Source organism: Flavobacterium yafengii, assembly GCF_030010375.1.
GTDB classification, from domain to species: Bacteria; Bacteroidota; Bacteroidia; order Flavobacteriales; family Flavobacteriaceae; genus Flavobacterium; species Flavobacterium yafengii.
Window position 1 is genome coordinate 1,694,152 of the sequence record NZ_JASCRY010000001.1, and the last position, 24,120, is coordinate 1,718,271.

Sequence of the window (24,120 nt, forward strand, 5' to 3'; positions counted from 1 at the left end):
ATAACTTTTATGATGGGTTATGTTAAGAAATTATGAAGTTAATTAAGATTTTCTTAACATAATTATTAACATTTTAAGGAAAGTAGTTTTACTCTTACTTTAGAAGAAAACAGAAATGAAAATTGGAATTGGAGTTAAAGCAATGGTGTTTATTTTGGAAAAACTTTGTTTTGATACGCACCCAAATCGGGAGGTAAAGTTCTGGTATTTCCTAAAATATCTAACGGAATTAGATAGACCGAATTCCCTTTTGCGAAAGCTGCTGAAGTTTCGTCAATATTGAATTTGTTCTGTGATGTATTGAAAAATTTAGGGTCCTTGTTCAAAAGTATAGCATTGTAATGTGCAGGATCTGTATTGAACTGATAATCAGGATTCGTTGTAAATTGGTTGGATACGTTATCAAATTTAATCAGGCAATAATTGAATTGGTATTCAAAAGTGGCTCCCGTTTTCTTGCTTAAGCTCATTTCGTTTGAATAGGAACCATAAATGATGCAATTGTTAAAAGTGGCTGCAGTTAAATCTTTCACTTCAGGAATTGCACCCAAAATATAATTATTTACCAAAACCGCCACTTGTTGTGAGCTGTTCCAGTTATTATTGAAAGTACAATGAGTGAATTTATAATTTCCGCCATAGGTACACGCTAAACTCGCTTGTCCGGCATTGTTGATGACTACATTTTCTCCGTTTATTTTTGCGGTCTGCGCCAAAATTCCGTAGTTACTGCTATTGTAGATTTGGGTATTTTTGATAGAAACTGTTGTGCCATCATTGTTTTGAATTAACAAACCAATGGTTGCATTTTTAATCGTTAGGTGATTCAATGTATTATTTGTACTGCCATCAGTAAGCCAAATCGTTCCCCATTGTCCCGGTACATCTGAAAAATCCGGTTCTAAACGATCCCCTTCAAAAATGACTTTGTTTTCTAGTTTATCTGTTGTTGACAGTGTTCCATTAATATTTATGGAAGCATTATTGGCTACAATAAGTCCAGAATTAGCATGAAAATGAACTCGGGTTCCAGCCTCAAAAGTGGCCGTTTTATTCGAAGGTACCGCTGCATAACCATAAATCACATACGGCTTATCATTGGTAAACTGCAATTCATTTCCATTTACAGGGTCATTTTCATCCAGATAAAAACCATCAATTTTTCCGTCTCCAATAGGAAGTGTTTCAGTGGTTCCGTCAGCAAAACGCTTTGGATAAAGAAAAACTGCGTCTTGGATCAGGGTTACCAGTTCTACATTTTGAAGATTGTCGCCACTGTCAAACTGAATTTGATCGGTGTACAAAAAATCGGTTGGATTAGCATCAGCTATATTAGCAGTGGTTTCTATGAAAATATACAAACTGTCTTTGGCTAAAAGATCTACATTATTAAAAATTTTCCCGTCTGTTCCCTGCATTCCATCAACAGTCATTCGGTATTTTGAGTTCAATCCTTTTCCTAATTTAATACTTGGAATAGTAATGTCATTTTTACTTTTGTTGTACACTTTGAGTCGGTATGTACTGGAACCTATGTTGGTAAAAACGGTATCTAAATAAATGGTGTCTTTCGAAAAGGTCAAATCGCCAGTACTTGCTACGGTCTCAAAATCGGAACGACAGGAAAAAACAGAAAGTACTATTCCAATAAAAAACAGTAATGTAATGGGACGCATTTAGTTAGATTTTTTGTAAAAATAGGAAAAATCTAATAGTATTGAGAGCGATTTTAAATTTGTATTTAGAATAACAATTGCATTTACTATTTTGTGACTTATCTTTTAATTATTTTTACATTTTTAAAGACACTTCTATGACATTAGACAAAGATAAAATGCTTGAATACTGTAATCAGTTTTCAAAAAACACGTTGATGGAAACCTTAAATATTGAGTATATAGATGCTGGCGAAGGTTTTCTAGTGGCCAAAATGCCGGTTAATTCATCTGTTCATCAGCCTATGGGATTGCTGCATGGCGGTGCTTCGGTGGCTTTGGCAGAAAGTGTGGGAAGTGCCGCTTCTCATTTTTTTATTAATGACAAAGAGCAGGAGGTACGCGGAATCGAAATTTCGGCGAATCATTTAAAAAGTATTCGCGAAGGATTTGTTTTTGGAACGGCACGAATCATTCACAAAGGAAGAAGCCTGCACCTTTGGGAAATTAAAATTACAGACGAACAAGGAAATTTAGTATCGCTTTGCAAATTGACGAATATGGTTTTGACCAAAGAAAAAAAATAAGAATTGACTGTAGTTCTTCATTGAAATCCATTTTAAAAATGTAGCGTATGATTGATTTTTTTATAAAAGTAAAACAACAAAAAGCTCAAAATTTACCGTTTGTATTGTTCAGAAAACCAAATGATATCAAATTAGTGGGTTTTTTCCAGAATAATGACCATTTATATTTTGCTGAAAATTTTGAAGAAACAGGTTTTGTTTTTGCTCCTTTTGAAGGTAATCAAATGATACTTATTCCTAAAAATCAGTCTGTAAAATGGGAATCTCCGATTACTTCATTTAAAGAAAATGATGATTCTGATTTCACAGATTCAGAGGATAGGCAAGCTAAAGAACATTTTGAAATACTTGTTCAAAAAGGGATTGACGCTATTGCAAAAGGGACTTTAAAAAAAGTGGTGCTGTCAAGGAAAGAAATTGTTGATTTGTCAAATTTTGATTTAGTTTCGATTTTCGAAAAATTAATTCAAAGTTACCCAACAGCTTTCTGCTATTGTTGGTTTCATCCAAAAATAGGATTATGGATGGGCGCAACACCAGAGCGATTGCTGAAGGCCAATAATAATACCTTTTATACGATGGCATTAGCGGGAACGCAAAAACTTCAAGGTACAACAGAAGTTGTCTGGGAGAAAAAAGAAATGGAAGAGCAACAGTTTGTTACCGATTTTATTTTGAATAATCTCAAGGATCTTACTTCAGAAGTGTCAGTTTCCAGTCCTTATACTTTACAAGCAGGAACTTTAGCACACATTAAAACAGATATTGAAGGGGTAATAAATGAGAGTTCAAGTTTGAAACAAGTAATTTCCGTTTTGCATCCAACACCCGCCGTGTGCGGATTGCCAAAAGAGACTGCTAAAGACTTTATTTTAGAAAATGAAGGATATGACAGGGAATATTATACCGGTTTTTTAGGTGAATTAAACAAGGAAGGATTTAATAAAGAAGAATTGAAGTCTGATTTGTATGTCAATTTGCGATGTATGCAAATCAAGATTGATTCGAATCTCGCAAAGACAAAAGCGCATTTGTATATGGGTTGTGGTATTACAAAAGACAGTATTCCTGAAAATGAGTGGAAAGAAAGTGTCAATAAATCTGTGACAATGAAGAAAATATTGAATTTGTAGTAGTATTTGCAACTTTAAATATTAAAAAAAGAAAAACATAAAAACGAATTTTAGATGAAATTAGACATACTTGCTTTTGGTGCGCATCCTGATGATGTGGAATTGGGTTGTGCAGGAACCATTTTAAAAGAAATCTCTTTAGGGAAAACAGTTGGAATTATTGATTTGACACGAGGGGAATTAGGAACACGTGGATCAGCTGAAATCAGAGATCAAGAAGCGAATGCTGCTGCAAAGATTCTGGGTGTTTCAGCACGTGAAAATTTAGAAATGCGTGATGGTTTTTTTGTCAATGATGAAAAGCACCAATTGGAAATCATAAAAATGATTCGCAAGTACCAACCGGAAATTGTTTTGTGTAATGCAATTGATGACCGTCATATTGATCATGCTAAAGGAAGTAAATTGGTATCTGATGCTTGTTTTTTATCTGGGCTGATGAAAATTGAAACTACATTAGAAGGAGAGAAACAAACGGCTTGGCGACCAAAATTAGTCTACCATTACATACAGTGGAAAAATATAGAACCGGATTTTGTGGTTGATATTACAGGTTTCACCGATAAAAAAATCGAGTCAATTTTGGCTTACGGTTCTCAGTTCTACGATGCAAATTCTAATGAACCAGAGTCACCAATAACCAGTAAAAACTTCTTAGAAAGCCTGAATTACCGTTCCAGGGATTTAGGAAGGCTCAGTGGGGTAGATCATGCGGAAGGTTTTACTGTAGAAAGATATTTGGCAGTCAATAGCTTAGCCGATTTGATATAAATTTCATGTAATTTTTTGAAAAAAATATTTGCAGAAGTAAACTTATGTCGTATATTTGCCACCGCTAAGCAAATGGTGGTTGTAGCTCAGTTGGTTAGAGCATCGGTTTGTGGTACCGAGGGTCGCGGGTTCGAGCCCCGTCTCCCACCCAGAAAGCAAAAGCTTCGAAGAAATTCGAGGCTTTTTTTGTGGGATAAAGCTTCGTGAGATTGTAGTGCTATTTTATTGGCTTGAATATTGTAAAAGAGAAATAGTATCAGAGTGGTATCAAAGAAGTTATTTAGGATTTAATAAATTAAGGGTATAACTTTTCGGACATAAGTTCCTGCCAGGGGTTATATTATTTGTTTTACATAAATCGTATTTTCTTTTGTGTATCTTTGATACGCATTACATAGTTAAAACAACCAGAAATAAGCTTTCAAAATTTTAAATATTATTTACATAATTTAATGGAAAACGAGAAAATCAATTCTAAAATTCTTAAAAGTAATTACATTCCAACAGCCGAATTTTATAGCCAAATAATAGATAGTTTACAAGATTATTCGATTTTTACTCTTGACAATGAATTTGTAATTAATAGCTGGAGTTCAGGTGCAACCAAAATATTTGGATACGAGTCAGACGAAATTATTGGACAGCATTTTGATGTAATTTTTACTGAAGAAGATATACAAAATGGTATTCCGCAAACAGAAATTCAGGCTGCATTAGTAGAGGGAAGAGCTACGGACAATAGATGGCATATTTGTAAAGACAAGAGTGAATTTTATGCGTATGGTTTGGTTTTTCCGCTTACGGGAATTGATGGTGAGATGTTAGGCTACGTAAAAATCCTGCGAGATTTGACCGAGAGGAAGAAATCGGAGGATGCCATAAAAAAATATGTAAAAGAACTGGAAGACCTTAATACACATAAAGAGAATGTTCTTGCAATTGTCTCCCATGATTTAAGAAGTCCGTTGTCTGGAATTATTGGAACGGCAGAATATTTGAAAACAAATCTGGACAGATTAGAGTCTAATAAGGCAAAAGAAATGCTTGATTTACTCCATAAAACGGCGGTAGATGAGCTAAACATGCTGGACAATTTAGTGGAATGGGCCAGAATAAAATATGCATCGGAAGTATTCTCTCCGGCAAAAATTGAGCTTTTTGATTATGTACAAAAAGTTTTTGAATCATTGAAGGAATCGGCTTTCTTGAGTTCCATAAATCTATGTAATGAAATCGAACCCAATATAAGTGTTTTTGCAGATGGAAAAATGTTACTATCTGTTTTTCAAAACATAATTTCTAATGCTATCAAGCATTCTTTACCTGGAGGAAAAATTACCGTTTTGGCGAAAATTGAAGCGGAAAAAGTAATAATTCAGATAAAGGATTCCGGAATTGGAATGTCAAAAGAGGTGCAAAGTAAACTTTTTACACCACAAATGAATACGCTTTCTAAAGCAAGGAAGGATAACAAAGGTGCTGGAATAGGGTTGTTATTGGTGAAAGGATTTGTAGAAAAAAATGATGGTGAAATATGGGTTGAAAGTGTTGAAGGAATTGGCTCTTCGTTTTATTTTACATTACCTCTCGAGGAATGTTTGTATAAAATTGATTGCGCAGATAAAATAGAATTTGACGAAAGGGTTTAATTAATAAAGGATAAAAAAAAAGAGCTTTGAAGTGATTCAAAGCTCTTTTTTTATGGGGTTTGCACAAGGGATAGTAGTGAAAATCCTTTCCTATCCTGTCAGGGTTTAACCCTGAAAGGAGAGGAAAGATTGTAACAAATAGCCCGACCACGCTGTAACGCTAGTGAAAGCGAGGATGTGCCCAAATGTTTAATCTATTTTTTATCTACAATAGGTCTTTCGTTGCGGTTTGCCAGTTCCCAAGCGGTTACAAATGCAAATTGGGCTCTTTTTGTTAACGCATCGTATTCAATTTTGTCTGGACTGTCCGTTGGTTTGTGATAATCAGCATGCACTCCATTGAAAAGGAATACAGAAGGAACGCCATTTTTAGCGAAGTTGTAATGGTCAGAACGCTCATAGAAATGGTTTGGGTCTTTAGGATCATTGTATTTATAATCTAAATCCAAATTTGTGTATTTAGCGTTTGCAAGGGTACAAATGTTATCTAAATCAGTCGATAATCGGTTTGCGCCAATAACGTATACGTAATTATTACTGCCAGCATGAGCTTCGTCACGGCGACCTATCATGTCAATATTGATGTCGGTAATGGTGTTTGCTAATGGAAACAAAGGGTTTTCTGAATAGTATCTGGAACCATGCAAACCGTGTTCCTCGCCGGTAACGTGAAGAAACAGGATAGAGCGTTTTGGGCCGTGCCCTTCTTTTTTAGCGATTTGGAATGCTTGTGCAATTTCAAGTAGCGCAACTGTTCCTGAACCATCGTCATCAGCACCGTTGTAAATCTCTCCATTTTTTGCACCTACGTGGTCGTAATGGGCTGAAATTACAAGAACTTCATTTGGTTTTTCAGAACCTTCGATATAGGCCCAAATGTTTTCGGAATCCGGTAAGTTTTCATTGCGTTTTGCATTTAGGAAAGCTGCCGGAATTTTTTGGTAATAGTCAGAAGCGCCAGTAGGAAAAGGAACGGCATTTTTCTTGTATTGATCGATGAGGTAAACCCCCGCTTTTTTCTGACCTGCAGAACCAGTTTCACGGCCTTCCATTTCGTCTGAAGCAACAATATAAAGGTGTGTTTTTAATTCGTCAGCGGTAATTGTATTCATGTATTTTGTAGGGTCGGTGTTAGCGATACTAATTTTTTGAGTAGTACAGCTTATGTTTAAAACTACCAGTAAACCTAATAAAGGGATTTTTTTCATGTTTTTAATGTAAATTGATAAATGTATAAATGGCAAAAAGTGATATTATAATAATGACTAGTATAAAGTTGATGAAAAATAGCAGGCTACTTTTTATAAAGGAGATAAAGCGACTTTCTCCATAAAAACGATGGTGCGCCGGATAGAAATAATAAAGCATCCATCCAATGCCAATAAAATTAATTACTATTTGTATGAAAGAAACGAGACTCGATTCTGAAAATGGTGTCAATCCTTTGTTAATTAGAAACAATAACAAAAATATCAATAACAAAAAGGAAAAGTAATGCAAGGTGAAAATACCATGATCAAAGTAATACCAGCGTTTCTTATTGTGAAAAAGCCACAGAAAAAAAGCAAAAATAGGCATGAATACAAATAAAACTTTGGGTAAATTATGGGTAAAGGAGCTTATGAATTTTTCAATAATTTCGCTTTGTGTGTTATTTCCTTTAACGATTTGTATTTTTCTATTTATCCAATAACTGAAATCAGACAGCTTTTCAGATTCAGGAGCATGCTTTTGAATAGAGTCCAATTGTTCTACAGATTCGTATCCAAAATTAAATAATTGAATATCGTCTTTTGAGTTAGTTTGGTTCTTTTTAACCGAATCATTTACGGATATGGTATTCTGAAATGATTTGTTTTTAGTAGTAATGATGGGTTCCTTTTCGATAGTTTTTTCTGAAGAATTGATTTCACCGGGGAAAATGGCAATCAATAGAAACGTGATAAAACTTATGAAGATGTATAATCTGACTGGAGCCAAATAAGACAACCTTTTTCCTGAAAGGTATTCTTTAGTCAGTGCAGAAGGTTTGAATAAAAGATTTTTTATGGTTCTCCAAAAAGCGTTTTCATAATGTGTTAAATCCTCAAAAAAATGGATAAAGAGGTGATGAAACGTTTTTCGGGTATCCGTATTTTCTTGTCCGCAATTAGGACAGAATCTATTTTCTACCACATATCTGCAATTGAGACATGTTTTGTCGTTTCTGATTTTACTTTTTGACATAAAAAAACAGTATAAATTCTAGACTTTTTGTTGAATTTTAATCTATAAAACTAACAAAAAAACCGAACTTATACTGTTTTTAAAAAATATATTTAAAAAATTATTTCAAAACTTCTTTTAAGAAAGAATTCATTCGTTCCCAAGAACGTTTTGCTGCTTTTTCGTTGTAAGCGGCTCCTTTAGAATTATCATTTCCAGCTTCAGGTTCTGTAAAAGCATGTACTGCATCAGCGTAATAAATCATTTCCCAATCTGCTTTTGTATCTCTCATTTCTTGTTGAAAAGCTGTTACTTCTGCAACTGGAACATAAGGATCATCAGCGCCATGTAGTACCAAAATTTTTGCAGCAATTGGATTATTTACTCTTGTAGCATCACGTCCTAAACCTCCGTGAAAAGAAACTGCTCCTTGAATTTTCATTCCTACTCTTGCAGCTTCGAGAGCACCAGTTCCTCCAAAACAGTAGCCTATCACAACAATATTATCTGGATTTGCGCCTGCTTTCACTAATTGATCTAAAGCAAGTTGAATTCGTCTTTGATAATCAGCTACATTGTTTTTGTAAAAACCAGCTTGTTTTCCAGCTTCTTGCGTGTTTGTTGGGTAGTTTCCTTCACCATAAATATCAGCTACAAATGCATAATATCCCATGGTTGACAGTTTTTCTGCAGATTGTTTTGAATGTGTATCGATTCCTTTCCAAGCGGGAAGGATTAAGATTCCAGGTTTAGTTTTGCTTCCTTTTTTAGGAGCAATTGACAATCCATTTAATTTTTGATTTCCATCCGTGTATTTTACCGCTTTCAATTGTGCGAATGCACCGTTGGAAAACAATACAAATCCTAAAAAGACAAAGAAGATATTTTTCATATTTGGTGTTTTTATTTTTACAAATGTCTCGATTAATTAGTCATAAAATTAGGACTTTGATTTTTTTAACTTATAACTGTATTTTTAATTCTTATGATGAACCAAGGAGTTATTATTCGCCGGGATGATAAGTCTTTTCTGCATTTTTTTGAACATCATCTTTATAAAACAATACGTCTTTGAATTGTCCTTTTCTATACATTTCAGCTTGGTCGTAAAAATGTTTTGATTTTGGATCGCCGCTGTTTCCTCCAGCCAATAAAGATTTTGCTTTTATTTTTGTTCCAAATTCTACCGCACACACAAAACTATTTCCGTTAGTTCCATAACGTTTTTTAGTATCTTTTTGATAATTGCTTTTAAAAGCAGGTAAACTTCCCCAAAGTGCTGGTCCGTAACCTATTGGTAAACTTTCCAAGGCATCATTGTAAGTCATAGTAATGTCGCCGGATGTTCTCTGGAAACGATTGATTTCTCCCCAAGGAATTTGCCAGGTTCCAAATTTGATTTTCAATTCGTTTATGACCATTTGTAGTTGAGGAAGCAATTGTTCTGGTGTCGCGTTTTTTGCAAAATTACGGGTGTTTTCCACTTGGTCCATTTCGCCTTCATCAATATATACTTTTTGAATAATTGGATCTAATTTATAAGCCCATTCCAGAGCAAGGGTTGTAGCAACAGAATTTTCTTTGGCATAATAATCCCAACTTTTTAATAGGCTTATCGTTTCTGAAAGTTCCTTATAAAGTGGATTATCCGTACGTATGTTTTTTTCGAAACTGGAAATTAACGATGGAATCAAAAATTCGAAAGCCGTCAGTTTCGTGTCATAACCGTCGGCAATTACTTTGTCTAATGTGTATTTATCACCTTTGCTCAATAATCGAACGGCATTTAATCCTCTGAAACTTTCACCATCCGGCGCCATGTACGGTAAGTAATTTTCTTCTTTTGGACTATTTTCACCAGCCGCACTATAAGGTGTAGAGTTGCAGTTTTGTAACCAACCGTTTGTAGGATTATAGGAATGTACCGTTTCTGAAACTTCGTGTAATCCTTTCCATTGCGTTGCCGGCGTTGTGCCGTCCATCACTTTTGACCAGTTCAGTTTTTTGTCTCGAATAGGAATAAAATTCCCATGCCAGTAGGCAATATTTCCTTCTTTATCGGCATAAACGGTATTGTTTGAGGTGTTGGCTTTCAAATCCATTGCTTTTTTGTACTCCTCAAAACTTTTCGATTTTGTTCGTATCCAACTTTGTTCCAAACTTTTTATCGAACGATTATTGGATTTTAAACTAATCCATTTCCCGTCTCTTTTAGCCATGATTGGACCGTGATTGGTATAATAGGTGTTGAATGTTTTAGGAATCCATTTTCCGTTTTCCAGGTACTTGATGGTTATTTTTTTTTCGATAATCGGAACTAATTTATTGTCGTATTCGTAAAATAGTTTGTTGTTTTTGGTCACGATTTTCTCAGCATACATATCCGCTACATCCACATTTGATGAGGTATGCATCCAACCGCAGTTTTCGTTAAATCCTTGGTAAATGAAAAATTGCCCCCAAGTAACTGCTCCGTAGGCACTCAATCCTTCTTCGCTGCTCATTTGTATTTCTGGTCTAAAATAAAAAGTAGTATGCGGATTAATGTATAAAATGGAATTTCCAGATGCCGTTTTTGAAGGAGCAATTGCAAATCCGTTAGAACCAGTTTGCACATCTTTTTCACGTTCGATGTAGGCCACTTTATCCGTGTTTCCGGAATAAAAAGCTTTCAATTCTCCGGTTGAAAGATCAGCTGTGCTTATCGCTCCGATACTTCCGTCAGTCCAAAGTAATGGAAACCAAGGCTCAAAATGAGTTAGTAAAGCGGGCTTTACTTCGGGGTGATTGTATAGGTAAAAGTTGATTCCGTCCGCATAACTGTTTAATAATTTTTTCAACCAAGGTGCCGCTTTTTTATAATCGGCTTTGGCTTCTTCGGTATCGATTAAAAGTTTAATTTCTAAATCATTGTATAAAACCGACTGTCCTTTGATTTCTGAAAGGCGTCCCAGTTTTTCAATATAATTCATTTCTACCCGTTTGAAATCGTCTTCACATTGCGCATACAACATTCCAAAAACGGCATCAGCATCGGTTTCGCCATATACATGCGCAATTCCCCAATTGTCTCTGATAATGGTTACTTGTTGCGAGAGTTTTTTTAGTCTTTCTATTTCTTGGTTTGATATCTTTTGTGAAAACATGGAGAAACTAAAACAAAAAACTACAATTGTAAGGGGCAAATAATTCTTGAAATATTTCATTTTTATTGAATTTTAAATTTTTGACCTTCATTATAAACAGCCATTTCTAAGCTTTTGATACTTACTAAATTTTCTTTTTTAGACTTAGCGATTCCTTTTGGTTTTTTAACCACAATAACTTCGCTTTCGCCAACAATTTCGATTTCTTTATCGCGAACAATTAAGGCAGTACTTTCATCGATACCAATTCCTATGTGAGTTGGAAATTCAACCAAAGCAGACAGTAATCTGTTGTAACGGCTTCTTTTTAGAAAATGCTGGTCGATAATCACGTTTTTTACAAGACCCAAGCCTGTTGTTGTTTCCAGATTATCGTATCGAATGTTATTGAAGGTTTCTGTGTATTTGGTTTCTAATTTTTGATTTCCCGTAATCATGTGCTCACACATTACCGCAGCTCCGGCACTGGTTCCGGCAATTGTGCTTCCGTTTTCGTATGCTTGATGTATTGCAGTATATATAGGAGTGTTTTTTACCACATTCATAAAGCGAGATTGGTCACCTCCGCTGATAAAAATTAGTTTGGCATTTTGCAAGGAGTCATTTAGTACTTTATTAGTAGCCGTAGTTTTGTCGAAATTCAGCATGATAATCGGATTCGAAGTCAATTTTTCGAATTGTTTTTTTAAATAAATATAAGCACTGTCCGGTTCTTCGCTCGACATAGGTAACACAACGATATAATCTTTTTTTTGTAAATCAGACAGCTTTACTAGTTGTGTCATAAGCGCATCAGATCGGTGTCCGCCTCCAATGATGAACAGTTTTCCTTTGTTTTTTTGAGCTTGCAGGGTACTGCAAAATAAAAAAGCAAATAGGCCAATAAGAACTTTGAAATAGAGTGGGGAATGAATCGATTTTTTCATGAGTTATTTTTTGGCGGTTAAATCAGTATTTGAATGATTATTACAGCGATACATTTCTTTTGAAAGCGCATCCCAGTTCAATTATAGAATCTGTTTTGGCAATACCGGGAATATTATCTATTTTTTCATACAGAACTTTACGCATGTGCTCATGATCTTTGGCAATAATTTTTATGTAAAGGGTAAAAGATCCTGTGATATAATAGCATTCAGTTATTTCCGGAATATTTTTCAATTCTTCAATAATCCTATCAGAATCTTGATCTTTATTCAAGGTAATTCCAGTAAAAGAACCCCAATCATAGCCTACTTTTTTTTCATTGATTACAGGTTTTATTCCAGTAAGTATTCCTTGTTCCATTAATCTATTGATGCGTTGATGCACCATTGTGTTTGATATTTTTAGATTGGCTGCAATGGCTGAATAAGCCATTCTTCCGTCTCTTTCTAATTCTTTGATAATATTGATATCGAATTCGTCTAATATATCCATGTTGGTTTAATTATAAATGATGCTTTTGTGTTTGTATAAAAGTACTTATTTTTATTTATTTCGAAATGCATCTGTAAATTGAATTGTAAATTTAAAAATGACTTATTTTTAATCTAAATTAAATAAATATTTTTAAATAACATCTTTTTAAAAGTCAAAACATTTATTTTTATTGGTAAATTAAAAAAAAATAGTAATTTTGTGCTTTAAAGTATTAAAATAGAAATATCATGACACATACAGAACAAAACCTTTCTTCAAAATCTGAAGCGTTGATAGCAAAAGAGAATCAATACGGAGCTCACAATTACCATCCTTTACCTGTAGTTTTAGAAAGAGGCGAAGGGGTTCATGTCTGGGATGTGGACGGAAAAAAATATTATGATTTTTTATCGGCATATTCTGCCGTAAATCAAGGACATTGTCATCCAAAAATTGTTAGTGCCATGATAAAACAAGCGCAAACATTGACTTTGACTTCACGTGCTTTTCATAATGATCAATTAGGACCATATGAAGAATATGTAACTAAGTATTTTGGTTTTGATAAAGTGTTGCCTATGAATACTGGTGCTGAAGCAGTTGAGACTGCTTTGAAATTATGTAGAAAATGGGCATATGAGGTAAAAGGAATTCCGGAAAATCAAGCACAAATTATCGTTTGTGAAAACAATTTCCATGGAAGAACAACAACAATTATTTCTTTTTCGAATGATGAAACTGCTCGTAAAAGCTTCGGACCATTCACGGCCGGATTTATTAAAATTCCGTACGATGATGTTGAAGCCTTAGAAAACGTATTAAAATCAACACCAAATATTGCCGGATTTTTAGTGGAACCAATCCAAGGAGAAGCTGGAGTTTATGTTCCTGCCGAAGGGTATTTGGCAAAAACGAAAGCACTTTGTGAAGCGCATAATGTTTTATTTATTGCTGATGAAGTGCAAACAGGAATTGCCCGTACTGGAAGATTATTGGCAACTTGTGGAAATTGTGACTGTAAAAAAGGATGTGAAAACAATCCTGAAGTGAAACCCGATATCCTTATTTTAGGGAAAGCCATTTCTGGAGGTGTGTATCCAGTTTCGGCAGTTTTAGCGAATGATCACATTATGAATGTCATTAAACCAGGACAACACGGTTCTACTTTTGGAGGAAATCCAATTGCTGCTGCTGTTGCTATTGCTGCGCTTGAAGTAGTAAAAGAAGAAAATTTGGCACAAAATGCAGCCTACTTAGGCGAAGTTTTAAGAACGGGACTTAACGAGATTGCTTCGAGAAATCCGTTGATTACATTGGTTAGAGGAAAAGGATTATTGAATGCCATTGTTATCAATTGTGATGAAGAATCGGATTTAGCTTGGAATATTTGTATGAAATTCAGCGAATACGGATTATTGGCAAAACCAACACATGGCAATAAAATTCGTTTGGCACCGCCATTAGTAATTACTGAATCTCAAATTCAGGAGTGTTTAAGTATTATCGAAAGAGCTTTAAACGATTTCAGATAATCTAAAGTAAAATGGGAAAAGCGATAAAACTAATAAAGAACAGATCTGATATAGGTGCTGGTACGCGAGGATCTGACTTAGGTATTGATGCTATCGAAATTGCTGCAATTAACCAAAACAGTGATTACTTTAATCAATTTGAATTTGAAGATGTAAAAACACACAACGAATCCATATATGATAAAAACCGAAGTTCTTCTGCGAAAAGGATTGAGCATGTTGTAGAGCAATGCACTAGAGTTTGCAATGCAGTAAAGAAAAATTTAGAAGGAAATTATTTTCCAATTGTTTTATCAGGAGATCATTCTTCTGCTTTAGGTACTTTAAGTGGTATAAAAGCGGCATATCCTGAACAAAATATTGGTGTATTTTGGATTGATGCCCACGCTGATTTGCATTCGCCTTATACTTCGCCATCGGGAAATATTCATGGAATGCCATTATCAGCGGCTCTTGCTAATGATAATTTGAGTTGCCAGAATAATGAAGTGGCTTCTGAAACCCAACAGCATTGGGAAGACATGAAAAATATAGGCTACAAAGGACCGAAAGTTCTGGCTGAAAACCTGATTTATTTTGGAGTTCGTGATACCGAAGAAGAAGAAGATAAGCAAATTGAAAAATTGAACATCAAAAATTATAAAGTTGACGAAGTACGTTACAGAGGATTGGAAACATGTGTCGGTGAAGCTTTGTCAAAATTAACGCATTGTGAAGTTTTGTATATTTCTTTTGATGTCGATTCCATGGATTGCGATATGATTTCTTATGGGACAGGTACTCCGGTTCCCAAAGGTTTTGATCAGTATGAAATCATAGCGATTATCAATCAAATTATCCAAACGAAAAAGGTAGTTTGTATAGAGTTTGTAGAGGTAAATCCATTATTGGATACTAAAGGAAATAAAATGGCAGAAACTGCTTTTGAAGTTTTAGAAGCTATAACAACAACACTTATTCTTCCTATTGAATAGTTTATTTTTAGAATTTATAGAAAAGCCCGAAATCAAATTTTAGATTTCGGGCTTTTTATTTAATGGTTTACATTGAAAATTTGACCATAAAAAAAACCATCGCACATAAGCGGATGGTTTTTTAAAAGATTATTTAATTGGATTAACTTCCGTATCCAGGATTTTGTGTGATTTTATTATTTGTATCCATTTCTCTTAATGGAATAGGAAATACTAATGTGTTATCATTATATGGAATCAATTCACTTCCATCAGCAAAAACATCAATTGATCTTTTTGTTCTTTTTAAATCATGAATTGCAAAGCCTTCCATTGCTAATTCCAATTCACGCTCTCGTAAAATAGTAGCTAAGGTTACGGTTATTAAATTTGTTGCGTTTGCACGTGTTCTAAGTAAATTGATGTCAGCCAACGGAGTGTTACCAACAAAAGTTACAGCTCTGAAATTCGCTTCAGCTCTAATAAGATACATTTCAGCCAAACGAATTAAAGGAACATCTCCAAATTGATCTGTATATTTAGAAGTCAATCTTCTTCCGTTGTCTGGGTTGATATAATTAAAATTACGTCTTTCGTCAGCTGGGTCTGTAAATTTAGCTAAATAAGTGGATCTAATTTCGATATCGCCACCACGTCCACCATTGTCTTCAGAAGCATATAAGTTTGTCACTTCATTTTCTCCTGTTTGTTTTGTGATTTGGATAGCAAAAATATCCTCACTTTGATTGACATCATGGTTGAAAGCATTTGCATATTTAGGAGATAAAGTGCGTCCACTATTTTCAATTACATCATGGGCAGCATCTCTGGCAGCTGGATAATTTCCTTGTTGCAAATAGACTCTTGCCAATAAAGCTTTGGCAGCATATTTATCAGCATAAAAGCTATTGTCTTCCGGAAGATCATTGTAGGCTAAGTTTAAACCTGAAATTATTAGCGCATAAACTTCATCTACAGTACTTCTTTCTTTTGCTAAATCAATAGTAAAATCATAAATGGCATTTGGTCTGATAACAACACCTAATTGGGTATTAGCTTGACCTGCTTCATATGGTTTTGCAAAAAAGCGAACCAAATCAAAGTATGCCATTGACTTTAAAAAAGTAGCTTCGGCAATCATTGTAGTTTGTCTTTCGGGATCTTGAACTTTATCTATGTTTTCAATAACGGTATTGGCAGCATTGATTATTTGATAGTTTCGAGTATAAATTTGCTGAACAAAAGTATTGTTAACTAAAATAGTTTTAGAATACATTTGTCGGCATTCGCCAAAAGTACCTCTCCATCTAAAATCAGTTGTCGCTGTTATACCAGTTTGTGCCAATAAATCGGCAGAGGTCAATATTCTACCACCATATACATCACCATCTGCAGCTGTAGCATAGGCACCTGTTAATATGTTTATGATGCCGGTTTCAGTAGTTAATGTTACTGTAGCATCTTCATTTTGTTTGGGATCTATTTCTAATTCATTGTCACAACTTGCAAAAAAAGTTGCGAAGAGAATAAATAGGATTAATTTATTTGATTTCATTTTTTTAATTTTTAAAAATTAATATTTACTCCTAAAGCAATAGTTCGGGATGGTGGAGCTGAGTAAAATTCTTCTCCAATACCTGTATCATCTCTTCTTGCTTCTGGGTCATAACCAGAATAATTTGTAAAAGTAAGTAAGTTAACTCCTGTAGCGTAAAAGCGTACACTGCTCATTCCTAAATCTTTTACCGTGTTGCCTGGTAAAGAATATCCTATTGTTAAGTTTCTTAAACGAACAAAATCAGATTTGTCTAAAAATCGAGTTGATTCTTGCGTTCCGTTACTTCCGTATAATCTGGCTTGAGGAACATTAGTAATATCACCCGGATTTTGCCAACGGTTTAATTGGTCTATGGTTTGATTGTCAAAATAGTCAGCTGCAACCGATTGGTATTTACCAGCAGAGTTGTAAATACTAGCTCCCCATTCTCCTTGGAATGTAAAAGAAAAATCAATTCCTTTATAATTAATTGTATTTGTTAAACCAGCCATCAATGTAGGGAAAGGATTTCCTGAAACCACCCTTTTTGCTTCAGAGTAATCGTTTGTTGTTGATTTATCCAATGATCCATCAGCATTAACAGTATTCTTTACAAAAAGCGCATCTCCATTGGCAGGATCTACTCCGGCATATTCAACCAAGTAAAAAGAAGAAATATTTTCTCCCACTCTATTAATGGTAAATGAGCTCACGATGTCTTGATTGTTATTTGGCATTGACAATACTTCAGATTGGTTGGTAGTGATATTAAAACTAGTATTCCATTTGAAATTATCTGAATCAATATTTTTTGTGTTCAATGTAAATTCGACACCACTACTTTGTACTTCTCCAATATTTTGGTTGATTGTAGTTGCTCCTGAACTTATTGATAATGGAACACTAAAAAGTAATCCATCAGTATTTTTTTTGTAATAATCGGCTTCAATGCTAATACGGTTTAATAAACCAAATTCAACTCCAAAATCGACTTGAGTAGATTTTTCCCAAGTAAGATCATCATTTCCGGCTTGAGAGAAAGAAAGTCCTGATTTTAAGTTGTAAGGATTGGAACCGTACAATTGGCGGGAAGCAAAATTACCCAATTCGGCATTACCTAATTTACCCCAGCTTCCTTTTAATTTTAAGAAAGTAAGAGTGGCATTGTCTTTTAAGAAGCTTTCTTCAGACATAATCCATCCTGCAGAAAATGCTGGAAAAGTACCAAATCTATTATTTTTACCAAAACGGGAAGAACCATCTCGACGGATACTCGCTTTGAAGATGTATTTGTCATCATATGAATAGGTAACTCTACCAAATTGTGATACAAATGTATAATCAGTTTCATTTCCTGAACCACCGGATACTTCAGCACCTCCATCAACCGTTTGGAAAGAATCATTTGGAAAATAGATACTAGTTACACTTTGAAACCTACGATTGAATTTATTAAACTCCATACCGGCAACAGCATTTACATCATGTTTTTCACCAAAGGTTTTGTCAAAAGTCAGGTAATTACTGTAGATGTAAGTCTCATTGTTTACAGAAGTGGCGTACGCTTCGCCATCAGTAGCCATAAAAGGGGAGTTTTTACCATACCAAGCATCCTCAGTTTGTGATAACAAGTCATAGGAGAAATCAGAATTTACTTTTAAAGAAGGAAGAATTTTAAATTCTCCGTATACTTTACCGGTAACTCTTCTCATGATAGTCTTCCAGAATGAATTGTCTATAGCCAATAAAAAGTTAGCATACAATGTATTTGGATTTGCCGTTCCGTCATCTAAACGAGCTGGGGATAATGGAGATTGTGCAACAGCCTGTAAAGGAGTAGTAAAGGAGTTATCATCCTGCACACGATCAATTTCTGATCTGGAGAAACTTAAATTCATACCAGCTGTAAAACGATCCGATACTTTGTGGGATACATTTGTTCTTGCAGTAACTCTTTCTAATGCATTACTGTTTATGATACCTGTTGTATTGTTATAAGCACCAGAAAAGAAATATTTTGTATTAGCATCGCCACCAGATACTGAAAAATCAGCATCAGTATTGAATCCATCTTGGAAAGCAGTTTCTTGCCAGTCAGTATCTATTTCTCTGTTTCTCCAATCAGTACCTATTGCAAAGGAATCGAATGCGTCTTCAGCTTCAGCTGCGTCACCAAGTCCATTAATAGATGCTTCGGTGAATAACTCTATATATTGATCTGCATTCAACCATTTTCTTTTGTTAGTAGCTTGACTAACTCCTTGAGATAGGTTGATAGAAAAAATCCCTTTTCCTTCTTTTCCTCTTTTGGTAGTAATCAAAACAACTCCATTTGCTCCTCTGGCACCATAAATTGCTGCAGAAGAGGCATCTTTAAGGACATCAATTGATTCAATTTCGTTAGTACTTAAAGTCAATAATGGGTTAGTTGGCGCTCCATTACTTGATTCGTTTGATGTAACTAAAGGAATTCCATCTAATACATATAAAGGTTGTGTTCCTGCACTGATACTTGCAGCACCACGAACACGAATATTTATTCCTCCATCAACTTTACCATTTGTCTGTGTGATTTGTACTCCGGCTAATTTACCAACTAAGGCATTTTGAACATTGGATACCGGTATTTGTTGGATATCTTTTGCTGTAACACGAGCAATGTTATCGGTTAATTTCTTTTTGCTTTGAGTACCGTAACCTACTACAACAACTGTTTCTAATTGATTAGATACATCACTCAATTTAATCAACATTGAAGAAGATGCAGGAATTTCGATGGTTTTCATTCCTACAAAACTAACAATCAATAGTTGACCTTTTTTTGCATTAATGGTAAAATCACCATCAAATCCAGTTTGGGTACTAATGTTGGTTCCTTTTACAGTAATATTTGCACCGGGAACGGGTAGTCCACCCATGTCAGTAACTTTACCTGACAATGTACTTTCTTGAGCAAATGTCAATTGCACAGTCAGTACAATGAGTAAACTCAAAAAATGCTTCAAATTAATTTTCATTTTTGGATTATTTAAGATTAGTTAGCTCAAATATCCAAATAAAATGTTAATTAACCGAGATTTTGTGTTAAAAATCTCTTATTAAAGAGTTTTTTATTAATAATTTAAAATTTTAAATAGAAAAAAATGGGATTCGTAAAAATATAGGTTTTGTAAATTTAATCTTTCACTAGGTTAAAGTCTTGTGTAGTCTGCCAAATTTATGAATTCATTTCGAAGCCCGTTAGTAATAGTTAAAAAAGCACTTTGTATAGGCTTATTTATATTACAGTATTGGTTAGTGGAAGTCTAGGATTTATATTAAAGATTTGAATTGTATTACCCAATAATTTCTAAAATAGACTAGAATTGGCTATCTTGCTATCTAGATAAGCAACAGCAATAATTAAAATCAGTTGTTATTAGGTACTATTTAAATAAGAGATAAACGAGAAGAAATGAATAAAGTAGTAAATTTTATTGACTTACATAGCGGAGAAGAAAACAAAAAGAAAGTCTTAGATAATGTAACGTCAAACATCTCTTTCCGAGGTTCTAACTTATGGATTTTAGCCTGTGCAATTGTAGTGGCTTCTGTAGGTTTGAATGTAAATTCAACCGCAGTTATTATTGGAGCCATGCTTATTTCCCCTTTGATGGGACCAATTGTTGGAGCTGGTTTTGGTTTGGGAATTTATGATTTTAATCTGCTTAAAAGATCACTTAAAAATTTAGTTATTGCCACTGTGGTGAGTTTGGTGGTTTCTACGATTTACTTTTTTTTAAGTCCTTTCAAAGACACGCAGTCAGAACTTTTAGCAAGAACATCTCCTAATATTTACGATATTTTCATTGCTTTTTTTGGAGGATTGGTTGGAGTAATTGCGATCACAAGAGTAGAGAAAGGAAATCCTATTCCCGGAGTTGCCATCGCAACGGCTTTAATGCCACCTTTATGTACGGCGGGTTACGGATTAGCCTTGGGGAATTTTAAATTCTTTTTTGGGGCTATGTATTTGTACACTATCAATTGTGTTTTTATTTGTATTGCAACGTTCATAATTGTCAAATATTTAAAATATCCAATTGTTAAACAAACCAATTTAAAGACAGAAAAGAGAGTAAAGTATATGATTTCTTTTTTGACTTTAGCTTTGATAGTACCTAGTGTCTTTTTTGCATATCAGCTTTTCCAAGAAAAAAAATACAAGCAAAAAGTAGAACAATTTTTAAAAGTAGAGTTTATTGATAAGGGATTTACTGTTCTGTATAAAAAAACGGAGTTTACTTCAAACCCCAAAAAAATAGATATTGCTTTTTTAAGAAAAAGATTGGATAAGGATGAAATAAAAGAACTTAACGGAAAATTGAAAACCTATGAATTGAACAATACGGTTTTAAATATTATTCAAGATACAACTGATTTAAAGCAGGATATTTTGAATGAAATTACCTTTAACAATAAAACCATGAGCGAAAAAGATTTGATTATTGCCAAGCTGCAAAGTCAAATTACTTCTTTGAAATTCGATAATAACGCTATTCTCAATGAAACACGAATACTGTTTCCTGAGATTGAAAATATTGCTATTGCGAATCATGTGTTTAATGAAAATAAGACCACTAAAAAAGTGATTACAGTAGTGCTTTATGAAAGTAAAAAAGATATAAATACTGCCGAAAAACAAAAATTGATTGCATGGCTCAAAAACAAATTCAAAACGGATGTTGTTGAAATTTATAAAAGGCAATAAATTCGTTTAAACTACTTTAATGAACGGATTTTTATAATAAATGGATTTAGATTTGCTGTAAATATTCAATAATTTCGTTACAGGTTTGTTTGGCATTTCTGTTTATTCCAATGAGTGTTGCTGATGCGTAACCAGTCCAACTGCCGTAACCCGCGAGCCACAATCCGGGAATTTCAGTTGCTTTGCTTTCTTCGGTTTTTACGATGCCGCGTTCATCTGCTGAAACAATATTTTTCAAAAAAGACGTCGCATAACCAAAACCGGTACACCAGATTATCGCATCAAAATCTTCTTTGGTTCCGTCAGGCCAAATTACACCGTTTTCATACATGCTTTCAAAACTGCCACTTGAAATCAAAACTCCCCTGGATCGAGCTTCTTTTACTGGTGGCACTATTACAATATTTCCCAAATCATAATTGGCAGCATCAAATGGTTTCCCTTCTTTTTCAGCATTGTATTTGGCGGTTGCCACATTAAAAAGATAAAATCCGTCTACTTCATCCGGTAAATATTGTGGTGGTTTTCTGGTAGACCATTTCACGGTGGTGACTTTAGAAATTTCGGATACAATTTGCGCGCCTGAATTTCCTTCGCCTACAACCAGAACTTTTAAATTATTAAACTGTTCTGCATTTTTGTAATAGGCGGAATGGATTTGAATCCCTTTGAAAGTATCTATTCCTTTAATCTTTGGAATAAAAGGATTGTTCCAAGTTCCCGTTGCCGCAAGAATTGCTTTTGAAAAATAGATACCTTTATTGGTGTAAACTTTGAATACTTTATTTTCAGAAGTTATGTTTTCTACAGTAACGGAGCGCTCTATTGGCAGTTCGTAACGTTTTTCATATTGGCACAAATAATCGATGACTTCTTGTTTTAAGGGGAACAGATTTTTAGATTTTGGCATCAACCAACCCGGTAAAGAACTGTGTTCGGCGGGAGAAAAAAGCGTCAGACTGTCCCAAGCATGAAGCCAGGCACCTCCGCACTTTTCTTCTTTGTCCAGGAGGAGAAAGTTGAGTTTATGGCGTCGTAAATAATATCCGCAAGCCAATCCGCTTTGTCCGCCACCAATAACAATAACATCCAGAATTTTGTGCATTGGGATTTTACTTTAAGTTGTTCTAGTATAATATTTTTTCTTTAGCCAAAAAGCCACATTTACCAAAATTATCAAAGCAGGAACTTCTACTAATGGCCCAATAACTCCTGCAAATGCCTGCCCGCTATTAATACCGAAAACACCAATGGAAACAGCGATTGCTAATTCGAAATTATTCCCGGACGCAGTGAATGAAAGCGCAACAGCATCTCTATAATTAGCACCAATTTTTTTGGAAACAAAGAACATCAGGAAAAACATAATGGTGAAGAAAATGACAAGTGGAATGGCAATTCTAAGCACATCTAGTGGTAAATCAACAATCATTTCACCTTTTAAACTGAACATGACTACGATTGTAAAAAGCAACGCAATCAAAGTAATGGGAGAAACAAACGGAATAAACTTTTGATTAAACCATTTGTCTCCAATGAATTTCTTGATGGCATAACGGCTAATTACTGCTAATGCAAATGGAATTCCTAAATAAATACCGACTGTTGCAGCAATTTGTGCAATAGTAATATTTAATTCCAAGCCTTTTATTCCAAATAATGGCAGCATGATCTCCAAATAGAAATATGCATATAAACTAAAGAAGAACACTTGAAGCAAACTATTAATTCCGATTAAGCCCGCTGTTAATTCCCTGTTTCCTTCGGCTAATTCATTCCATACAATTACCATCGCAATGCAAGGCGCAATCCCAATTATGATTAGACCCATCATGTATTCTGGATAGTCTTTCAAAAAGAATGTTGCCAATGAAAACATTAAGAATGGACCAACAATCCAGGTGATAAAGAAAGAAGCAGTCAGTAATTTTGGTTTTTCAAACATTAAATAAATTTTCGAAAAATCAATTTTAGTCAATGGCGGATACATCATTAATATTAATCCAATAGCTATGGGAACATTAGTCGTTCCACTTGAAAAGGAATTAATAAAACCGCTGCTGGACGGGATAAAATAGCCAATGGAAACGCCAATTATCATTGCTAGAAATATCCAAAGTGTCAAGTAACTATCGAGAAAATTTAATCTTTTTTTAGCGGCCATTATTATAATTTTATTTGAGAGAATATATAAAACATTTCGGTTGCAATTTGTAAACTGCGTTCCTGATATTTTTCTGTTTGTTGAGGTGTGTTGTCAAATGCTTTTGGATCTTCAAAAGTGATTGGAATACGCTTTTCAGCTCCAGCAATAAATGGACAACCGCCATCCGCTTGGGAACACGTCATAATTGCTGCAAATTCACTTTTTGGATTAAAATCGTCATCATACGTTTTGGAAAAACCAATAATTGGATGCTCGTTCTCCCCATATTTTATGGCGTAAATAGGATTAGTTCCTGCCGCAATAGTTTTGATTTTAAAGCCAGATTGTTCTAATGTTTTTGCTGCCATAGGAAATAAAGCCGTTGCTTCGGTACCACCAGAATAGCAAAATACATTTTTTATATTAAAATGTGCCGCTGCAGTTTGTGCCCAAACTTGTGACAAATGGCTTCTTCTGGAATTGTGAGTACAGATTAAATTCAACCGAATTTCTTGTTGATTCGATGCTTTTGTTTGAATAAAATCAATAAGCGGTTGCAAAACAATTTTGCGTTCCGTCGAAATGCTTTCGAAATTAAAAGTACGGATTGTTTTTTGGATTTCTGGAAATAGAATGGTTTTGGTTAAAGTCATTT

General features: G+C 34.5%; 19 protein-coding genes and 1 tRNA gene. 8 read left to right on the forward strand and 12 right to left on the reverse strand.

All coding sequences use genetic code 11. The features are described 5' to 3' along the window. Positions 1-149 precede the first annotated feature (149 nt). Positions 150-1,676, reverse strand: coding sequence for a hypothetical protein (locus tag QLS97_RS07415; RefSeq protein ID WP_282715464.1), 1,527 nt, complete (start codon positions 1,674-1,676; stop codon positions 150-152). Between the two features lie 137 nt (positions 1,677-1,813). Between QLS97_RS07415 and QLS97_RS07420 the strand changes: the two genes are divergently transcribed. The 5 genes from QLS97_RS07420 (at position 1,814) to QLS97_RS07440 (ending at position 5,795) form a co-directional block, all read left to right on the forward strand. Then, positions 1,814-2,242: a PaaI family thioesterase gene (locus QLS97_RS07420; RefSeq protein ID WP_282715466.1), complete on the forward strand. Its 429-nt coding sequence runs from the start codon at positions 1,814-1,816 to the stop codon at positions 2,240-2,242. Positions 2,243-2,289: 47 nt separating this feature from the next. Beyond that, on the forward strand, positions 2,290-3,375 hold the full coding sequence (locus QLS97_RS07425) for a chorismate-binding protein (protein WP_282715468.1): 1,086 nt from the start codon (positions 2,290-2,292) through the stop codon (positions 3,373-3,375). A gap of 54 nt (positions 3,376-3,429) precedes the next feature. After that, on the forward strand, positions 3,430-4,146 hold the full coding sequence (gene bshB1, locus QLS97_RS07430; RefSeq protein WP_282715470.1) for a bacillithiol biosynthesis deacetylase BshB1: 717 nt from the start codon (positions 3,430-3,432) through the stop codon (positions 4,144-4,146). Positions 4,147-4,220: 74 nt separating this feature from the next. Further along, positions 4,221-4,296 (forward strand) — tRNA-His (locus tag QLS97_RS07435). A gap of 302 nt (positions 4,297-4,598) precedes the next feature. Beyond that, positions 4,599-5,795: a PAS domain-containing sensor histidine kinase gene (locus QLS97_RS07440; RefSeq protein WP_282715472.1), complete on the forward strand. Its 1,197-nt coding sequence runs from the start codon at positions 4,599-4,601 to the stop codon at positions 5,793-5,795. 194 nt (positions 5,796-5,989) lie between these two features. Here the strand turns inward: QLS97_RS07440 and QLS97_RS07445 are convergent, their stop codons facing one another. The 6 genes from QLS97_RS07445 to QLS97_RS07470 all read right to left on the reverse strand — a co-directional run bounded on the left by QLS97_RS07445 (position 5,990) and on the right by QLS97_RS07470 (position 12,565). After that, complete coding sequence (locus QLS97_RS07445) at positions 5,990-7,003, reverse strand: M28 family metallopeptidase (RefSeq protein WP_282715474.1); 1,014 nt, start codon at positions 7,001-7,003, stop codon at positions 5,990-5,992. A gap of 4 nt (positions 7,004-7,007) precedes the next feature. Then, the gene (locus QLS97_RS07450; protein ID WP_282715475.1) at positions 7,008-8,021 is read right to left on the reverse strand and encodes a DUF3667 domain-containing protein; all 1,014 of its coding nucleotides are present in this window, start codon (positions 8,019-8,021) and stop codon (positions 7,008-7,010) included. A 100-nt stretch (positions 8,022-8,121) separates the two neighbouring features. Beyond that, complete coding sequence (locus tag QLS97_RS07455; protein ID WP_282715477.1) at positions 8,122-8,892, reverse strand: dienelactone hydrolase family protein; 771 nt, start codon at positions 8,890-8,892, stop codon at positions 8,122-8,124. Between the two features lie 112 nt (positions 8,893-9,004). Further along, on the reverse strand, positions 9,005-11,206 hold the full coding sequence (locus tag QLS97_RS07460; protein WP_282715479.1) for a penicillin acylase family protein: 2,202 nt from the start codon (positions 11,204-11,206) through the stop codon (positions 9,005-9,007). A 2-nt stretch (positions 11,207-11,208) separates the two neighbouring features. Continuing rightward, entirely contained in the window at positions 11,209-12,072 is an 864-nt protein-coding gene (locus QLS97_RS07465; RefSeq protein WP_282715481.1) for a cyanophycinase, read from the reverse strand. Between the two features lie 40 nt (positions 12,073-12,112). Next, positions 12,113-12,565 (reverse strand): Lrp/AsnC family transcriptional regulator, encoded by a 453-nt coding sequence (locus QLS97_RS07470; RefSeq protein WP_282715483.1) that lies wholly within the window; start codon positions 12,563-12,565, stop codon positions 12,113-12,115. A 230-nt stretch (positions 12,566-12,795) separates the two neighbouring features. Here QLS97_RS07470 and rocD point away from each other — a divergent pair, with 230 nt between their 5' ends. Continuing rightward, on the forward strand, positions 12,796-14,079 hold the full coding sequence (gene rocD / locus QLS97_RS07475) for an ornithine--oxo-acid transaminase (protein ID WP_282715486.1): 1,284 nt from the start codon (positions 12,796-12,798) through the stop codon (positions 14,077-14,079). An 11-nt stretch (positions 14,080-14,090) separates the two neighbouring features. Then, positions 14,091-15,053, forward strand: a complete 963-nt coding sequence (locus tag QLS97_RS07480; protein ID WP_282715488.1) for an arginase — start codon at positions 14,091-14,093, stop codon at positions 15,051-15,053. 142 nt (positions 15,054-15,195) lie between these two features. On the opposite strand, the gene QLS97_RS07485 is transcribed toward QLS97_RS07480, so the two are convergent. Both QLS97_RS07485 and QLS97_RS07490 read right to left on the reverse strand, forming a co-directional pair. Beyond that, the gene (locus QLS97_RS07485; RefSeq protein ID WP_282715490.1) at positions 15,196-16,587 is read right to left on the reverse strand and encodes a RagB/SusD family nutrient uptake outer membrane protein; all 1,392 of its coding nucleotides are present in this window, start codon (positions 16,585-16,587) and stop codon (positions 15,196-15,198) included. Between the two features lie 11 nt (positions 16,588-16,598). Next, entirely contained in the window at positions 16,599-19,586 is a 2,988-nt protein-coding gene (locus tag QLS97_RS07490; RefSeq protein ID WP_282715491.1) for a SusC/RagA family TonB-linked outer membrane protein, read from the reverse strand. Positions 19,587-20,023: 437 nt separating this feature from the next. Between QLS97_RS07490 and QLS97_RS07495 the strand changes: the two genes are divergently transcribed. Continuing rightward, positions 20,024-21,319, forward strand: a complete 1,296-nt coding sequence (locus QLS97_RS07495) for a TIGR00341 family protein (protein WP_282715493.1) — start codon at positions 20,024-20,026, stop codon at positions 21,317-21,319. 46 nt (positions 21,320-21,365) lie between these two features. Here the strand turns inward: QLS97_RS07495 and QLS97_RS07500 are convergent, their stop codons facing one another. From QLS97_RS07500 to QLS97_RS07510, 3 genes are read right to left on the reverse strand one after another with little or no spacing between them, the layout of a single operon-like run. After that, positions 21,366-22,424 (reverse strand): ArsO family NAD(P)H-dependent flavin-containing monooxygenase, encoded by a 1,059-nt coding sequence (locus tag QLS97_RS07500; protein ID WP_282715495.1) that lies wholly within the window; start codon positions 22,422-22,424, stop codon positions 21,366-21,368. 12 nt (positions 22,425-22,436) lie between these two features. Then, positions 22,437-23,483 carry an ACR3 family arsenite efflux transporter gene (gene arsB / locus QLS97_RS07505; protein ID WP_282715496.1) on the reverse strand — a complete coding sequence of 349 codons (1,047 nt, stop codon included), beginning with the start codon at positions 23,481-23,483 and terminating at the stop codon, positions 22,437-22,439. Between the two features lie 2 nt (positions 23,484-23,485). Next, the gene (locus tag QLS97_RS07510; RefSeq protein ID WP_282715498.1) at positions 23,486-24,118 is read right to left on the reverse strand and encodes an arsenate-mycothiol transferase ArsC; all 633 of its coding nucleotides are present in this window, start codon (positions 24,116-24,118) and stop codon (positions 23,486-23,488) included. Positions 24,119-24,120: the final 2 nt, after the last annotated feature.

Coding starts and splice junctions, on each gene's coding strand:
- QLS97_RS07415 (WP_282715464.1), bottom strand. CDS start 1,676: ATGCGTCCCATTACATTACTGTTTTTTATTGGAATAGTACTTTCTGTT.
- QLS97_RS07420 (WP_282715466.1), top strand. CDS start 1,814: ATGACATTAGACAAAGATAAAATGCTTGAATACTGTAATCAGTTTTCA.
- QLS97_RS07425 (WP_282715468.1), top strand. CDS start 2,290: ATGATTGATTTTTTTATAAAAGTAAAACAACAAAAAGCTCAAAATTTA.
- bshB1 (WP_282715470.1), top strand. CDS start 3,430: ATGAAATTAGACATACTTGCTTTTGGTGCGCATCCTGATGATGTGGAA.
- QLS97_RS07440 (WP_282715472.1), top strand. CDS start 4,599: ATGGAAAACGAGAAAATCAATTCTAAAATTCTTAAAAGTAATTACATT.
- QLS97_RS07445 (WP_282715474.1), bottom strand. CDS start 7,003: ATGAAAAAAATCCCTTTATTAGGTTTACTGGTAGTTTTAAACATAAGC.
- QLS97_RS07450 (WP_282715475.1), bottom strand. CDS start 8,021: ATGTCAAAAAGTAAAATCAGAAACGACAAAACATGTCTCAATTGCAGA.
- QLS97_RS07455 (WP_282715477.1), bottom strand. CDS start 8,892: ATGAAAAATATCTTCTTTGTCTTTTTAGGATTTGTATTGTTTTCCAAC.
- QLS97_RS07460 (WP_282715479.1), bottom strand. CDS start 11,206: ATGAAATATTTCAAGAATTATTTGCCCCTTACAATTGTAGTTTTTTGT.
- QLS97_RS07465 (WP_282715481.1), bottom strand. CDS start 12,072: ATGAAAAAATCGATTCATTCCCCACTCTATTTCAAAGTTCTTATTGGC.
- QLS97_RS07470 (WP_282715483.1), bottom strand. CDS start 12,565: ATGGATATATTAGACGAATTCGATATCAATATTATCAAAGAATTAGAA.
- rocD (WP_282715486.1), top strand. CDS start 12,796: ATGACACATACAGAACAAAACCTTTCTTCAAAATCTGAAGCGTTGATA.
- QLS97_RS07480 (WP_282715488.1), top strand. CDS start 14,091: ATGGGAAAAGCGATAAAACTAATAAAGAACAGATCTGATATAGGTGCT.
- QLS97_RS07485 (WP_282715490.1), bottom strand. CDS start 16,587: ATGAAATCAAATAAATTAATCCTATTTATTCTCTTCGCAACTTTTTTT.
- QLS97_RS07490 (WP_282715491.1), bottom strand. CDS start 19,586: ATGAAAATTAATTTGAAGCATTTTTTGAGTTTACTCATTGTACTGACT.
- QLS97_RS07495 (WP_282715493.1), top strand. CDS start 20,024: ATGAATAAAGTAGTAAATTTTATTGACTTACATAGCGGAGAAGAAAAC.
- QLS97_RS07500 (WP_282715495.1), bottom strand. CDS start 22,424: ATGCACAAAATTCTGGATGTTATTGTTATTGGTGGCGGACAAAGCGGA.
- arsB (WP_282715496.1), bottom strand. CDS start 23,483: ATGGCCGCTAAAAAAAGATTAAATTTTCTCGATAGTTACTTGACACTT.
- QLS97_RS07510 (WP_282715498.1), bottom strand. CDS start 24,118: ATGACTTTAACCAAAACCATTCTATTTCCAGAAATCCAAAAAACAATC.